Source organism: Pararhodobacter zhoushanensis (assembly GCF_025949695.1).
Classification (GTDB): Bacteria; Pseudomonadota; Alphaproteobacteria; order Rhodobacterales; family Rhodobacteraceae; genus Pararhodobacter; species Pararhodobacter zhoushanensis_A.
Map to the genome: position 1 here is coordinate 2600087 of NZ_JAPDFL010000001.1, position 15353 is coordinate 2615439.

Consider the following 15353-nt stretch of genomic DNA (forward strand, 5'->3'; position numbering starts at 1 on the left):
AGAGGGGTTAACGACCGCTGCCGTCGCCTTTGATCAACCGGCGGCGCAGCCAGCCCGACAGGGCGTCCATGGCAAACACCATCAGCACGATCAGGATGATGTAATAGGTCACCTTCTCCCAATCCGCCGTGGTCTGGATCGCTTGCGTCAACAAAAGACCGATGCCCCCGCCGACGATGGCCCCGATGATGGTGGCTGAGCGGGTGTTGGATTCGAACATATAGAGCACCTGGCTCAGCAGCACGGGCAACACCTGCGGGATCACGCCGAAACGATAGCGCTGGACGACATCGGCACCGGTCGAGCGGATACCCTCGATCTGCTTGTCATCCACGTTTTCAAGCGCTTCCGAGAAGAGCTTGCCGAAACTGCCGGTATCCGTGGTCAGGATTGCCAGCGCGCCGGTCATCGGTCCGGGGCCAAAGGCGCGCGACAGGATGATGGTGAAGATCAGACCGTCAACGCCGCGCACAAAGTCGAAGATCCGGCGCATGACGAAGCGGATGGCACGCGAGGGCGCGAAATTGCCCGCTGCCAGAAAGGCCAGCGGCAGTGCGATCATGGCCGCGCCAAACGTCCCGAGGAAGGCCATCAGGATCGTCTCGCCCAGCGCCCAGACCACGTCGCCATGCCGCCAGATGGTGTTGTTCCAGATGTTCGACACCATCAGCGAGACGTTGCTCTGCGCGGGATCAAGACGCTCTCCGACCAAGACGGTCGAGGCAACCTGAGCCCAGCTCATCCCCCAGTACGGGCTGGCGAGGTCGAAGAAGAACAGCTCCCAGCCCGGAAAATAGCGCAGGGTTTCGGTGCGCGAGCGGGTTACTGACAGCCGCCCGGCGGGGGTGGTGATTGCCACCCGCGTGGACGAGGCGTTGATGAAATCGGGCACTTCTGGCGTTGGCAGGTCCAGATGGATACCATTGTCCGACGTGATGCGGATCACGCCATAGCCCGGATAGTCATAGCTGACCACCGGCCCGTCATAGGTCACCGAATGGCCCTGCGGCAGGTCGATCTGGACGATATCACCGTCAACCTGCACCCAGTCGGGGCGCTGGTTGGCGGCAAAGGTCATCCGGCGCGACCCCTCGATGGACACCGACATCTCGCCGCTGCGGTTGTCGCGGGTGACGTGGACCTTGTGGGCAACCGCATCGCTCATCAGGATCGCCGCGTTGTCGAGCCGGGCACGCGAGGCAAGGCCGGGCAGGTCGAAGGCGAAGAAGACATAGGTCAGATAGACCAGGATCAGTGCCGGAAGGGCGAAGGACCGAATGCGCTTGCCGCGAAACCGGGCAAGAAGATCGCTTTGCATCGCTGCGGTGGCGGCCATGTCAGGCGTCTCCATACGTGAGGCGGTGGCGGATCACGCCGGACAGCTGGTCGAATATCACGATGGTCGCGAAAAGCACGATGAAGATCCCGGCGGCCTCATCCAGCTTGCCCTGACCAAAGGTCATGGCATTCTTCAGCTCATACCCAATCCCGCCTGCGCCGACGAAGCCAAGGATGGCCGAAGCGCGGATGTTGATCTCGAAACGCAGCAGCGCGTAGCTGAAATAATTCGGCGCAACCTGAGGCAGGACACCCAGCATCATGCGCTGAACCCAGCCCGCGCCGACCGAGGCGAGGCCTTCAACCGGCTTGAGGTCAGCGTTCTCGTTCACCTCTGAAAACAGTTTTCCCGTCGCGCCCGCCGTGTGCAGGGCGATGGCGATGGCGGCAGGCACGGGGCCAGCGCCCAGCACAAAGATCAGCACCAGCGCAATCACGATCTCGGGCACCGCGCGCAACACGTCCGAAAGCCGGCGAAACACCACGATCAGGCGTGGCCACGCGGCCAGCCCGCGGGTCGATGCCAATGCCAGCAGCCCGCCAAGCAGCGTGCCGATCAGCGTGGACACCGCCGCGATGTTGATCGTCTCGATCAGCGGGGGCAGGGCGTCCCAGATATGGCCGGGCAGATTGCCCGCCTTGGCGATCGCCTCGTCGACGATATCGGCGGGAAAGTCGAAAATATGGGTGATACCGTTCAGGAAATCACCGGCGTTCCGCGCCTGGGCGATCTGAAAGCCCGAGACCATCAGCGCCACGAAGAGGATCGTCAACAGGCCGGAATACAGCCGTCTCCGCTGGACCTGAGCGAGATACGCGTGTCGCAGATCGGCTGTGCCGCGGGCACCGGTGGCGAGGAATGTCATGCAGGATTTCCAATAAAAAGCGGGCCCGCGCTGGACGCGGGCCCCTTTGTGGTATCGGCTCAGTTCATCTGTGCGCGGCGCACTTCGATGATGGTCTCATAGGCTTCGTGCGAGATCGGGGTGAAGCCCGCCGTATCGCCCGCCGCGACGCCATAGGCGCAGGTCGGATCGGTGGCGTAGAGGTTCTCGGCCAGTGCGGTCACGGTGTCGCGCACGTCCTGCGGCAGCGAGCTGCGGACCACGACCGGACCCTCGGGGATCGGGCGCGAGCGCCAGATTTCGACCAGATCGTTCATGTCAACCAGACCGGCATCGACGGCGCGACGCAGCGCGCCCGAGTTATAGCCGTCTTCCCACGCGCCCAGACCATCGGCCCAGGTCACACCCGCGTCGACGCTGCCGTTGTTGACCGCGATGATGGTCTGCTCATGGCCGCCGGTGAACACGACTTCACCGAAGTAATCGCCGTTTTCCATCGTGTGGCCGGTGATCTGCGGGATCTCGACGGACGGGATCAGGAACCCCGAGGTCGAGTTGGGATCGCCAAAGCCAAAGCGACGGCCCTGCATGTCGGTCAGCGCGGTGATGCCGCTGTCAGCGCGGGCAAAACCGATCGAGAAATACGAGAACGAGCCATCGAGGTTGGTCTTGACCAGCACCGGCTCGACCGCTTCGGGATCGGCCAGATACACGGCAGCATAGGCCGAGGCACCCAGCCACGCCATGTCCAGATTGCCGCCCAGCAGGCCCTGGATCACGCCGTTGTAATCGGCGGGCGCGAACAGGGTGGTCGGTACGCCCAGCGCTTCCTCGACATAGGTGCGCAGGCATTCGTTGTTGGCCAGACGGTCCTGAGCGTTCTCGCCACCCAGCAGGCCAATTCTGAATTCGGTGATTTCCTGGGCTTGGGCAACGCCGGTCAGGGCGGTGGTCAGAGCCAGTGCGGCAGCAAGCGTCTTCATCGGTTTTCTCCGTTGCGACATGAGGCCCGAAGGGGCCGGAAAAAAGGGGGTAAAGGTTACTGCGCGGCCATCGGCAGGACGTGCAGATGGGCGACCTTGTCGGCGGGCAGCGACGTAGAGGTCGCGTCCTCGTTGAAGCTTTCATCCGCGCCATAGATTTCGCGTGCGGCGTCTGTCGTCAGATCGGCGGGCACACCGTCGAACACGATCCGCCCGTCGCGCAGCCCGATCACCCGGTCGCAATAGCGCCGCGCGGTATCGAGCGTGTGCAGGTTGGCGATGACCATGCGGCCATCCTCCGTGTTGATGCGCTTGAGCGTGTCCATGACGATCTGCGCATTCATCGGGTCGAGGCTGGCGATCGGCTCGTCGGCCAGAATGATCTTGGGATCCTGCATCAGCGCGCGGGCAATCGCGACACGCTGCTGCTGGCCGCCGGACAGGGCTTCGGCCCGTTTGGGGGCCTGCTCGGCGATGCCCAGCCGGTCCAGAATGTCCAACGCCTGCAGGATGTCGGCGCGGGGCCACATGTTGAAGATCGTGGTCAGGGTCGACCGGCTGTTGAGCTTGCCGTGCAGCACGTTCGAGGCCACGTCCATGCGCGGCACCAGATTGAACTGCTGAAAGATCATCGCGCACTGGCTTTGCCACGCACGGGCCGCAGCGCCGTTCAGCGCAAGGATGTCTTTGCCATCGACAAGGATCTGCCCGGAAGTTGCCGTCGTCAGCCGGTTCATCATGCGCAGGAACGTGGACTTCCCGGCACCCGAGCGACCGATGATGCCGATGAACTGCGCGCCGTCCACGCGGAAACTGATGTTGTCCACGGCCGTACGTTGGCCAAAGACCCGAGAGACATTGCGAACTTCAAGCATCAACCGCACCCATCTGTGTGTTGCGGGACAGATGCAGGTCTTCGACGACAGAAGGGTGACTGATTTGAATCAGTTTAGTGAAAGGCGCGGTCGGGGTCGAACAACGCCGGTTTGGCAGGGCGTTCCGGCCATCTATAGAATCTGCAAATGGTTAACATTAGAAAGATCAATTTCTCAAATGCCCTCGGCACCCCTATCCACACAAGACAGAGTGCCAGCACCGATATGCGTCGGGATGCTGCGCTGCGATGCCTGAAGGCGCCCTTCGGGGGCCTTGGGGATCATCGCGGCCAGTGTTGCAGTCCTGCTGCGGCCATCCTTGGGAGGGGAATACAGAATGAAACTGGGGATCATGGGCGTTGCTGCCCTGCTTGTGGCGCATGTGGCAGGTATGCTGGATCTGGTGGCGCTGCCTGTCTGGGTCGGCGCGTTGCGCGACCGATTCGGGTTTTCGCTGCAACAGGCCGGTGCTTTGCCGACGCTGTTCCTGCTGGGGGCCGTGCTGGCTTCGGTGCTGTTCGCCGCACGGGTGAACCGTCTCAGCCATAAGCTGGTCGCCACTCTGGGCTTTGCGGTTGCGGCAGCGGCCTTTCTTGCGGCCTCGACGCAGACCGGTTTTGGCGTGCTGGCCGTCCTGCACGTCGTCGCCGGGGTTGCGGTGGGCTCGGGCCTGTCGATGGTCCATGGGGCCATCGGGCGCTCGCAGAACCCGCACCGTCTGTTTGCCATGGCCGGGATCTGCCTTGGCATCTTCGCGGTGGTGTTTCTGGGCGCCGTCCCGCAACTGCTGATCGCCTTTGGCGGCGCGGCAATGTTCGTGTGCTTTGGGGCGCTGATGGCGGTGGCTGCGGTTACCAGCCTGCTGTTTTTCCCCAAGACCGATCTGGTCGAGATGCCGTCGCAACTGCCGCCGCTGTCACGGCCGGTGTGGTTCCTGATCTTCGGGATCAGCCTGATGACCTTCAATCAGGCGATGGTCTTCTCGTTTGTCGAGGTCATCGGCGGTGTGCGCGGCTTTCCCGTCGAAAGCGTGCTGGCGGTGCTGATCGCGATGGGTCTGGTCAATCTGGTCTTTCCGGCCCCGCTGGCGATCTTCCTTGAAAAGCGCGTCTCGGCCTACCGGGTCGTGCTGGTCGGACCGATGGTTCAGGCAGCGCTGGCGCTGGTGGTGACCATGGTGACGGTTCTGCCGGTCTGGGCACCCTCTGCCGCGGTTTTCGTCGCGGTGCAGATTTTCACCCACACCTTCGCCTTTGGCCTGCTGGCGCGCATTGACCGGACCGGTCGCGCCGTGTCGGCGACGCCGGCCATGCTGATGATCGGCGCGGCACTGGGGCCGTTCATCGGTGGCGCGCTCAGCCAGAACTTCGGCTTCCCGGCACTGGGCATTGCGGCTGTGGTCGTTGCGGCGGTATCGTGCTTCTTCTTTGCCCAATCCAAGGCCCGCACATGACAGAATTTCCAGCAATCCACCGCGTCGTGACCGGGCATGACGCGGAGGGGCGGGCGGTGATCTCGCAAAACGGGCCTTTGCCCACGGTGATCCCGCTGGCCTCTATCCCCGGCACCGTCTTTCACGAGGTCTGGGCCACGCTGCAAACGCCGGTGCCCGTCGGGAACGAGGCCGATCCGACGCTCGGCCCGCTCACCCTGCCGCCGCCTGCGAACGGCACGCGCATCCGCTTCGTCGATATCCCGCCCGACACCGAGGATTTTCTGCAGACCGGCGCCGCCAAGATGGGTGCCGCGTTTTCCGAAATCGGCGACAAGGGCGCGTCTACGGTCACGGCGACAAGCCCGCATCCGCTGATGCACCGCACTGAATCGGTGGATTATGGCATCGTGATCTCGGGCGAGATGACCCTGGTTCTGGATGAGGGCGAGGTGGCGCTGAAGCCCGGCTCCGTGGTCATCCAGCGCGGGACCAATCATGCCTGGGCGAACAGATCGGGCGCGATGTGCCGCATGCTGTTTGTGCTGATCGACGGCACCTATGCGCCCGAAATCGCCCTGACGGCTCAGGCCGATTGACCCGGTATGGCAGATCTCTTTGACCTGACGGGAAAGATTGCTCTGGTGACCGGTGCCACCGGCGGGCTTGGAGCGGCGCTGGTTGACGCGCTGTCGCAGGCGGGTGCCCATGTGGTGATCTCGGATCTCGACCCGGAGCGCTGCGCGAGCGCGGCCGAGGCCCTGCGTCAGCGGGGCGGGTCGGCCACCGCCCTTGCCGCCGATATGGCATTGGCGGACAGCCGTGCGGCTTTGGTTACGGCGCTTGACCGTGCGGGCCTGCGCCCCGATGTGCTGGTCTGTAACGCGGGCCTGCAAGGGCCTGCCGGGCCCATCGCTGCGGTGACCGATGCTGAGGTGGATGCGGTGTTCGAGGTCAATCTGCGCGCCGCGATGGATCTGACCGCGCGGCTGATCCCGACCATGGCCGAACGCGGCGGCGGCAGTGTGGTGCTGATGGCCTCGATCGCCGGGCTGCGCGGCAACAAGGCGATCGGGCTTTATGGTCTGTCCAAGGCCGCACTGGCCCAGCTCGCGCGCAATCTGGCGGTGGAGTGGGGGCCGTCGAACGTGCGTGTCAACGCCGTGGCCCCCGGCCTGATCCACACGCCCTTCGCGGAAACGCTGATGGAGAACGCGGCCTTCATGGAGCGTCGGCTGGGCCTGACACCGTTGCGCCGCGTGGGTGAGCCGGACGAGATCGCCGGGGTCGTCGTGATGCTTGCCAGCCGGGCGGGCGGGTTCATCACCGGGCAAACGCTGGTGGTCGATGGCGGCACAACCCTGTCGGACGGAAGTCTGTGATGCGGGTGCTGATTACCGGCGCGGGCGGGTTCATCGGGCAGGCTCTGGCGCAGGCGGTGGCGGACCGCCGCCCGGATCTGTCGCAGCTGGTGCTCACCGATCAACACATCACCGAGGGTCCGCAGGGGGCAGCGCTGCAACCGGGGGATCTGACCGATCCGGGGTTCGTGGATGCGCTTCTGGCACCCGGATTCGATCTGGTGTTCCACCTCGCCAGCCTGCCCGGTGCCAGGGCCGAAGGCGCGCCTGACCTCGGCCACCGTATCAATCTGCTGGCCCCGATTGCGCTGGCGCGCGGGGTCGCGCAGCGCAGACCCGGCGCGCGCTTCGTCTTTGCCTCGTCGATTGCGGTCTACGGCGCCTTGCGCGAAACGGTGGCGCCCGCCACACCCTGCGAGCCCGCGCTGAGCTATGGTGCGCACAAGCGCATGACCGAGGTGCTGCTGGCGGATCTCACCCGGCGAGGCGATCTGAACGCGGTCAGTCTGCGGTTGCCGGGCGTCGTCGCCCGGCCTGCGACCGAGACCGGCCATGGCTCGGCTTTCATGAGCCTGCTGTTCCACAAGATTGCCGCAGGGCAGGGGTATGACTGCCCTGTGCCAGACACTGCCCGCTGCTGGTGGCTGTCACGCCCGGCCTGTGTCGACGCGTTCCTGCACGCCAGCACGCTGGACGGGGATGCGGTGATCCAGCCGCCGGTGTTGCACCTGACCACCGGCGCGGTCGCGCAGGCGGTGGCCGAGGTGACGGGGCAGACCAGCCGCGTTATCTGGGGCGATGACGCCCGGCTGACCGGGCTGTTCGGTGCCCTGCCTGATCTCGATGCGTCCCCCGCGCTCAACGCCGGGTTTCGCGCGGATGCCGATGCCCGCGCGCTGGTGCGCAACGCGCTGGCCTGAGGGCTCAGTTCACGCGAACGGCGGTCATCGCCCAGGGCGCGAAGTCGCGCATCACCTGCGCCACGGCGGCATCGAAGGCGTCCACCAGCACCGGCGTGTCGCTCGATGCGGCGGGCACGCTGGCGGTAAACGTCCGCGAGGCGACGATGCCCAGATCGCGTTCGCGCACGATGCGGGCGATCAGGCGGACCTCAACGGTGGCGCTGTTGGCATCGGGGGCCAGATCAGCCTGAAAATCCACCAGTTCGCTGACGATGGCGAAATCGCCGCTGGCACCCAAGGGCCGCCGACCGACGTAACGCAGCCCCTGCGTGGCATCCAGCGTCCGCAGCATCAGCGTTTGTACCATCACCGGCGTCGGCTCGCTCCAGCGCACATCGGGTAGGTATTGCGCCTGCAAGGGGCTGGGGCGCACCATGATCCGGTCGGTGGCCAGCGCGCCGCCCGAGGTCGGCAGCTCGATCACCACATCGCGTTGCAGCGCCCGTCCGGTTGCGACCGGCAGATCGGCAGGCACGCGCAGTTCATAGACGTCCAGCGCCGCCGTGGCACCGTTGATCGCGGATATCGCCCCGCAGCCCGAGAGCAGGGGCAGGCAGACAGCCAGCAGAACTGTCCTGATGGAAGAGGCATAGGTCATTCAAGTCTTACCTTCTGAAGGTCGGGACGTCCTGGTCCAGAAAGAACCGGGCCGGAGAGCGCGAGATCTGCTGCGTAAGCTGGTCGAGATTGTCTATCAGTTCGCGCGTCTCCTGGGCTAGACGCGTATAAAGCGGCAGGCCTGTCGTCGCAAACTCGCGCACACCGGGGGCCGAGGAATCCACAAGCCGCTGAACCTGCGCGAAGGTGTCCGCCGCCGATTGTCCGGCTGCCCGCAGGTTGGCCGAAATCCCCGGCAGATCGGCTGAAACCTGACCGACAGCCTGATTGACCCCTTCCACCGTCGCGCGCAGCTCCGTCATCAAGCCGTCGATATCCTCGTTCAGGAAACGGTCGGCGCCGGTGAAGGTGCTCTCGGCAGCGGCAAGGGTCCGCTCGCCCACGGCCAATGCGCTGTTGATGGCGCTCAGGGTCTGGTTGGCATCGCTGAAGGTGGTGGTGATCTGCGTCAGCGTGGCGCGCGCATCGGTCACGACACCGCCGACTCCGTCCGCCGCTGTGGTCAGTGTGGTGCCCAGATCGGCAATCACCGTGCGGGCGTTTTCGACCGCGGCCTGAACATTGGCGATGGTTGCGGGCAATTGCGTCTGCGTCACGGCGTTGACCGAGCGGATGGTCTGCGTGGCCTCGGCCACCGCGACCCGCGTTTCCGCCAGAAGCGGCGCGGCGTCGCTTTCGATCAACCCGTCGATGCGCGTGGCGACATCGGTGACCGATCCCGCGGTTGTCTCCAGTCCGGTCATCAGCGCCTCGGCCCGGGTGAACAGCGCCTGAAGCTCTTCCAGCCGCGCGGTCGCCGTCTGGCCGGTGGTGTCGAAGGTGGTCATCAGCCTGTCGGCGTCAGCACTCAGCGTTGCAAGCTGGGTGTTCAGATCGACCAGGGTGCTGCGAACGGTGGTGGTGACCGGGGTCAGATCTTCGGTGATATAGCGCTCGGCCTCGGCGACGGCGGCTTCGATCGACACGACGGCAACGGTGCCGTTGTCCACCAGAACGGTCGAGCGCGCGGCGAGTGTGGTGATGGATTCAAGCGTCTCGTCCGCCGTTGACAGAACCCCGGTCAGACTGGTGGTGAGCGTGTCCAGCGTTGTGTTGAACCGGTTTATTTGCTGCGCAAACTCGTCAACCGTTCCGGCGACGCCAGAGAAGCCTTGCAACGCGGTGGACAAGCCTTCGGACGCGGTTTCCGCATTCGTCAGGATCGCCTGAATACGCTGCTGGTTTTCGTCACTCAACAGCGCGCTGATCCCCTCCACCACACGCAGCGTCTCGTTGACCAGTTGCGGCCCGTCCTCGGACAGGGTTTGCAGGATCGAGCGCCCGGCGGTGATCTCGGGCACTGACTGGCGTGCGGTGGGAACCAGCAAGGGCTCGGTCGAGGTGCCCGCGCTGATGCCCACATAGGACACACCAGTGACCCCCTGCGATTCGATGGTGGCAACACTGTCAGCACGGACCGGCGTATCGGCGGCAATTTCCAGCCGCACGGTGATGCTGCCATCGTTGTCCGGCGACAGGCGCACCGCGACGACCTGACCAACCGGCAATCCGCTGAAGCGCACGTCAGACGCGTTGCTCAACCCCGACACCGAGTCAAAACGCACGTCGTAATAGGCGAACTGGCGGTCCAGCTCGACCTGTGCGAACCAGATAAAGAACCCCAGAAGCCCGACAATTCCGGCGATGGTGAACAGGCCGATAAGAACGTAATTGGCTTTCGTTTCCACTTAGTCGCCCTTCCCGGCAGTCTGGCTGTTGGCGTGGTCCAGTGCGGCGCGTGCGCGCGGACCGTGAAAATAACTGTGCACCCACGGATGATCGACGCTGAGCATTTCTTGCATCGTGCCGGTGACCAGAACCTTGCGTTCAGCCAGAACGGCGATCCTGTCGCAGATAGCATGTAGCGTATCCAGATCGTGAGTCACGAGGAATACGGTCAAGCCCAGCGATCGGCTGAGGCCCTTGATCAGCTGATCGAAATCTGCGGCACCAATCGGGTCAAGCCCTGCTGTGGGCTCGTCAAGAAACACGATATCGGGGTCCAGCGCCAAGGCCCGCGCCAGACCGGCCCGCTTGCGCATGCCGCCTGACAGCTCGGACGGGTATTTGTCGCCCGCCAGATAGGGCAGGCCGACCATCGAAATCTTCAGATCGGCCAAAGCCCGCACGGTTTCGCGTGACAGACCCGGCACGCTGCGCATCGGCACCTCGACGTTTTCGCGCACGGTCAGCGAGGAAAACAGCGCGCCGTCCTGAAACATCACGCCCCAGCGCGCCTCGATGGCTTTGCGCTGGTCTTCGGTCGCCGTGCTCAGGTCGGTGCCCAGCACGGTGATGGTGCCGGCAGCGGGCTGCTGCAATCCGGCGATGGTGCGCAGCAGCACCGATTTCCCGGTGCCGGAACCGCCGACCACACCCAGAATTTCGCCGCGCCAGACATCAAGGTCAAGAGCGTCATGCACCAGATGCGTGCCGAACTGGTTGCGCACGCCGCGCACCGTGATCACCGCATCCGAGGGGGCGTCAGTCATTGTCAGAACCCGATCTGTGCGAAGAAAATCGAAAACGCGGCATCGGCGACGATCACCGAGAAGATCGCCATCACCACGGCTTTCGAGGTCATCTGCCCCAGCGATTCCGCGTTGCTTTGCACCTGCATGCCCGACCGGCAGCCGATCACGCCGATGATCAGCGCAAAGACCGGGGCCTTGATCACACCGGCCAGAAAATGGCTGACATCCGTGCCTTCGACCAGCCGGGTCCGGAACATGGCAGGCGAGATGCCCAGCTCGACCCATGCCATCAGCGCGCCGCCGAATAGCCCGGCGATATCGGCGATCAGGCCAAGGATCGGCAGCATCAGCAACAGCGCCAGAATGCGCGGCACGAACAGCGTCATGCCGGGGTCCAGCCCCAGCGTGCGCATCGCGTCGATCTCTTCGCGCATCTTCATCGAGCCGATGGCGGCGGTGAAGGCCGAGGCCGTGCGACCGGCCACGATGATCGAGGTCAGCAGAATGCCCAGCTCGCGCAGGATGGACACGGCGATCAGGTCGACGACAAACACCTCGGCCCCGAACTGCCGCAGCTGCGAGGCACCCTGAAACGCCAGAACCACGCCGATCAGAAACGCCATGAGGGCGACGATGGGAACCGCCTTGAGCCCGACTTCTTCGCAATGATGCACCAGTGCCGTCAGGCGGAATTCACGCGGGTGGCGGAAGGCGCGGGCAAGCCGCGCCAGAAACATGCCGAAATACCCCAACAGGCTGAGCAGCAGGCTGACGCCGCCAACCACCGCCGCGCCGATCCCGGCAACCAGATCGGCAAGGGTCTTGCGCTCGGCGCTCGCGGCCTCGGGGTGTGGCATCGCTTTTTCGACGCTGTCGAGAAAGCTCTGGGCTTCGGGCGCAAGGCCGCGAACCTCGAACCCGGCACCGCGCGCGGTGATCTTTTCCCTGAGCGTCGTCACGAGCCATGCACCGGCTGTGTCCAGCCGCGTGACCTGCGTCAGATCGAGCGACACATCCGGCCCTTCGGGAAGGTTGGCAAGCTGCGTCTGGACCGCGCTGAGCGAATAGATCGTGACCTGCCCGCGGATTGCCACCGTGGTGGACGCAGGCTCGGCGACGACAGTAATCTCGGGGGCAAGGTCTGGCGGCACCGTCATGAACTCCGTTCAAGCGCATTTTGCTTGAGGTTACAAGGATAGCGCGGCTGATCTGATAGAACAGAGCCCGGCGAGAGAGTAAAGCCAAGGTGCACCACCCCTTGGACAGATTGTGATCGCCATGCCTGCAACTGCGGCATTGTGTGCGGGGCGACTTGTCGGCACCATAGGCGAAAATGAAAAAATGGTGGGCAGAGTGATGCAGATGAACAGACGCCTCTTTGGTCTGGGGCTGGGCAGCCTTGGGTTGGCGGCTTGCTCGCGGTCGGTGACAGCGCGCATGAGTACGGCCGAACCAGAGGGCCTTCCCGCCGACCTTTTGCCCGCGTCCAACCGGGCCTATGACGCCTGGGTGGTGTCGTTCCGTGAGCGGGCGATGGGGCAGGGGATCACCAGCGCCACCCTGAACACGGCGTTTCAGGGGGCAGGCTTTTTGCCCGGCGTGGTGACGCGCGATCAGAACCAGACCGAATTCCGCCGCACGCTTGAGGATTACCTCGCCATCGCCGCCTCGGATGAACGGGTCGAGAAGGGCCGCGCCGCCTATGCCCGCCATCGCCGGACGCTGTTTGCGATCGAAGAGAATACCGGCGTCGATGCCAAGATCGTCACGGCAATCTGGGGGCTGGAAAGCTATTACGGCGAACGTCAGGGGCTGATCCCGGTGATCTCGGCCACCTCGACGCTGGCGTTTGAGGGAAGACGTGGGCGGTATTTCGAGCGCGAGCTTATTGCCGCGCTCAGGATCGTGCAGAACGGCGACATTCAGGCCAGCCGGATGACCGGCAGTTGGGCCGGGGCGATGGGGCACACGCAGTGCATGCCCACGGTCTTTCAGGAATACGCGGTGGATTTCACCGGCGACGGCCGGCGCGACATCTGGTCCGAGGATCCCTCGGACGCCTTGGCGACGACAGCGGCCTATCTGGAACGTCACGGCTGGGTCCGGGGCATGAGCTGGGGACGCGAGCTGGTCAGCGGATCGCCCAGCGGCACGGTGATCCAACCGCAGGCGGGTGGGCCGCAGTTCGACACCACGCGCAATTTCCGGGTGATCAAGCGCTATAACCCGTCGGAAGCCTATGCGCTGGGGGTCGGGCATCTGGCCGACCGGATCGGCGGCGCCGGGCCGCTGCGTGGCAGCTTCCCGCCCGATGCCAATGGCCTGACCAAGAACGACCGCATCGCCCTGCAAGAGCGCCTCACCGCGCGCGGCTTCGACACGCAGGGCGCGGACGGCGTGATCGGGTCGAACACCGAAAGCGCGATCAGCGCCTATCAGGCCAGCCGTGGCTTGCCGGTCACCGGAACCCCGTCACAAGCGCTGCTGCAAAGCCTGCGCTGAGGGGAGAAAACCACAGCGGGACAAAACCCCGCCTGCCAACCAGAAGGGAATGACCATGCGCCTTGTCTCAGCCAGTTTCCTGCTGCTCTGCGGCTCGGCCTTGGCCGCCCATGCCCAGCAAGCCGCCGATACCGTGGCCCCGGAAGCGGCGACCTCTGCCGGGGTCTGGGCGCTTGGCGAGGCGTCGCAGGCCGCGCTGGCAACACGGGATGCGGGGCTGCCGGTGACAGCCGAGCACTGGATGGTCGCCGTCGCCAATCCGCTGGCGGCTGAGGCCGGGGCAGGCGTCCTGGCCGCCGGTGGTACGGCGGCCGATGCGATGGTGGCGGTGCAGACGGTGCTCGGACTGGTCGAGCCGCAAAGCTCGGGGCTGGGCGGCGGCGCGTTTCTGGTCTGGTATGATGCGCAAACCGGCGCACTGACCACGCTCGACGGGCGCGAACGCGCGCCGCTTGCCGCCGATCCGACGCTGTTTCAGGTCGATGGCGCGGCCATGGGGTTCTGGGATGCGGTGGTCGGCGGGCGCTCGGTCGGTGTGCCGGGCACGCCCGCGCTGATGCAGATGGCGCATGACCGTTGGGGACGGGCCGACTGGTCGGATCTGTTCACGCCCGCGATCACGCTGGCCGAGGACGGCTTTGCCGTCTCGCCGCGCATGGCCGAGTCCATTGCCGCCGATGCCGAACGCCTGTCGCGCTTTGCCCCGACCGCTGATTATTTCCTGCCCGGCGGGGTGCCGCTTGCGGCAGGCGCGATGCTGACCAACCCGGCCTATGCCGCGACCCTTCGGGCTTTGGCGGCTCAGGGTGCTGGCGTCTTCTATCACGGTGACATCGCGCAAGGCATTGTCGATACAGTGCAAAACGCGCCGGGCAATCCGGGTCGGCTGGCGATGATCGACCTCGCCGCCTATGAGGCGGTCGAACGGCCCGCCGTTTGCGCTGCGTATCGCAGCTATGAGGTCTGCGGCATGGGGCCGCCCTCGTCGGGGGCGCTGACCGTCGGGCAGATCCTCGGACAGCTCAGCCATTTTGATCTGGCCGCGATGGGCCCGGGCGATCCGCAGACCTGGCGGTTGATCGGCGATGCCTCGCGTCAGGCCTTCGCCGACCGGGAACGCTATATGGCCGACCCCGATTATGTGCCGGTGCCGACCGCTGGGCTTGTCGATCCTGCCTATCTGTCGTCGCGGGCCGAGGCGTTGCGGGGTGATCGGGCGTTGGAGAGCGTCGAGGCCGGAATGCCGGTGTTCGAGCACGCGCTGAACTGGGCGGATAACGTGCCGATCGAAATGCCTGCCACCAGCCATATCTCCATCGTTGATGCCTATGGCAACGCGCTGTCGATGACGACCACCATCGAGAACGGCTTCGGCTCTCGCCTGATGGCGCCGGGCGGGTTTTTGCTCAACAACGAGCTGACGGATTTCTCGTTCCGCAGCCATGACAACGGCGTGCCGATTGCCAACCGGGTCGAGCCGGGCAAGCGGCCCCGGTCGTCGATGGCGCCAACCATCGTGATGCAGGACGGCGCACCGGTTCTGGTCATCGGCTCGCCGGGCGGCAGCCAGATCATCGGCTACGTCGCGCAGGCGATCATCGGGTTTCTGGATTGGAATATGAACGTGCAGGAAGCCGTCGACATGGCGCATGCGGTGAACCGCTTTGGCCGCTATGATCTGGAAGAAGGCACCGTCGCGGCAGATTTTGCCGGTGCGCTGAGCGAGCTTGGTTACGCGGTGCAGGTGGGGGCGATGACCTCTGGCCTGCAGGCAATCGAGATCACGCCCGACGGTCTGTCGGGCGGCGCGGACCGCCGCCGCGAGGGGATCGCGCTGGGAGGATAGCGGCGCGCACCACGCGACTCTGGCGTGCTTTTGTGCGCCTGAATCTTTCCTAATGCCATGAAAAACAAAAGGTAAATC

Annotated in this window: 14 protein-coding genes; 6 read left to right on the forward strand and 8 right to left on the reverse strand. The window is 65.0% G+C overall.

What is annotated here, in order from left to right:
• Positions 1-7 precede the first annotated feature (7 nt).
• The 4 genes from phnE (OKW52_RS13040) to phnC are packed head-to-tail and all read right to left on the reverse strand — an operon-like array spanning position 8 to position 4041.
• Complete coding sequence (gene phnE / locus OKW52_RS13040) at positions 8-1336, reverse strand: phosphonate ABC transporter, permease protein PhnE (protein ID WP_264506102.1); 1329 nt, start codon at positions 1334-1336, stop codon at positions 8-10.
• A 1-nt stretch (position 1337) separates the two neighbouring features.
• Positions 1338-2204: a phosphonate ABC transporter, permease protein PhnE gene (gene phnE / locus OKW52_RS13045; RefSeq protein ID WP_264506103.1), complete on the reverse strand. Its 867-nt coding sequence runs from the start codon at positions 2202-2204 to the stop codon at positions 1338-1340.
• Positions 2205-2263: 59 nt separating this feature from the next.
• The gene (phnD, locus tag OKW52_RS13050) at positions 2264-3166 is read right to left on the reverse strand and encodes a phosphonate ABC transporter substrate-binding protein (protein WP_264506104.1); all 903 of its coding nucleotides are present in this window, start codon (positions 3164-3166) and stop codon (positions 2264-2266) included.
• Between the two features lie 56 nt (positions 3167-3222).
• Positions 3223-4041: a phosphonate ABC transporter ATP-binding protein gene (phnC, locus tag OKW52_RS13055; RefSeq protein ID WP_264506105.1), complete on the reverse strand. Its 819-nt coding sequence runs from the start codon at positions 4039-4041 to the stop codon at positions 3223-3225.
• Positions 4042-4378: 337 nt separating this feature from the next.
• Here phnC and OKW52_RS13060 point away from each other — a divergent pair, with 337 nt between their 5' ends.
• Genes OKW52_RS13060 through OKW52_RS13075 form a run of 4 tightly spaced genes read left to right on the forward strand, consistent with a single transcriptional unit; the run spans position 4379 to position 7754 of the window.
• Positions 4379-5494, forward strand: coding sequence for an MFS transporter (locus OKW52_RS13060; RefSeq protein WP_127103838.1), 1116 nt, complete (start codon positions 4379-4381; stop codon positions 5492-5494).
• Complete coding sequence (locus OKW52_RS13065) at positions 5491-6072, forward strand: cupin domain-containing protein (RefSeq protein ID WP_264506106.1); 582 nt, start codon at positions 5491-5493, stop codon at positions 6070-6072. The genes OKW52_RS13060 and OKW52_RS13065 overlap by 4 nt, the downstream gene beginning before the upstream one ends.
• 6 nt (positions 6073-6078) lie before the next feature.
• Positions 6079-6855, forward strand: a complete 777-nt coding sequence (locus OKW52_RS13070) for an SDR family NAD(P)-dependent oxidoreductase (protein WP_264506107.1) — start codon at positions 6079-6081, stop codon at positions 6853-6855.
• A complete protein-coding gene (locus OKW52_RS13075) occupies positions 6855-7754 on the forward strand; it encodes an NAD-dependent epimerase/dehydratase family protein (RefSeq protein ID WP_264506108.1) in 900 nt (299 codons plus the stop codon). The genes OKW52_RS13070 and OKW52_RS13075 overlap by 1 nt, the downstream gene beginning before the upstream one ends.
• A gap of 4 nt (positions 7755-7758) precedes the next feature.
• Here the strand turns inward: OKW52_RS13075 and OKW52_RS13080 are convergent, their stop codons facing one another.
• From OKW52_RS13080 to OKW52_RS13095, 4 genes are read right to left on the reverse strand one after another with little or no spacing between them, the layout of a single operon-like run.
• Positions 7759-8394 (reverse strand): ABC-type transport auxiliary lipoprotein family protein, encoded by a 636-nt coding sequence (locus OKW52_RS13080; RefSeq protein ID WP_264506109.1) that lies wholly within the window; start codon positions 8392-8394, stop codon positions 7759-7761.
• Between the two features lie 7 nt (positions 8395-8401).
• On the reverse strand, positions 8402-10141 hold the full coding sequence (locus OKW52_RS13085) for an MlaD family protein (RefSeq protein ID WP_264506110.1): 1740 nt from the start codon (positions 10139-10141) through the stop codon (positions 8402-8404).
• On the reverse strand, positions 10142-10945 hold the full coding sequence (locus tag OKW52_RS13090; RefSeq protein ID WP_264506111.1) for an ABC transporter ATP-binding protein: 804 nt from the start codon (positions 10943-10945) through the stop codon (positions 10142-10144). It abuts the gene before it with no gap.
• 2 nt (positions 10946-10947) lie between these two features.
• On the reverse strand, positions 10948-12084 hold the full coding sequence (locus OKW52_RS13095) for an ABC transporter permease (protein ID WP_264506112.1): 1137 nt from the start codon (positions 12082-12084) through the stop codon (positions 10948-10950).
• A 199-nt stretch (positions 12085-12283) separates the two neighbouring features.
• Between OKW52_RS13095 and OKW52_RS13100 the strand changes: the two genes are divergently transcribed.
• Together OKW52_RS13100 and ggt are read left to right on the forward strand one after the other, a co-directional pair.
• Positions 12284-13429 carry a lytic murein transglycosylase gene (locus OKW52_RS13100; RefSeq protein WP_264506113.1) on the forward strand — a complete coding sequence of 382 codons (1146 nt, stop codon included), beginning with the start codon at positions 12284-12286 and terminating at the stop codon, positions 13427-13429.
• A 49-nt stretch (positions 13430-13478) separates the two neighbouring features.
• Positions 13479-15275, forward strand: coding sequence for a gamma-glutamyltransferase (ggt, locus tag OKW52_RS13105; RefSeq protein WP_406622257.1), 1797 nt, complete (start codon positions 13479-13481; stop codon positions 15273-15275).
• Positions 15276-15353 lie beyond the last annotated feature (78 nt).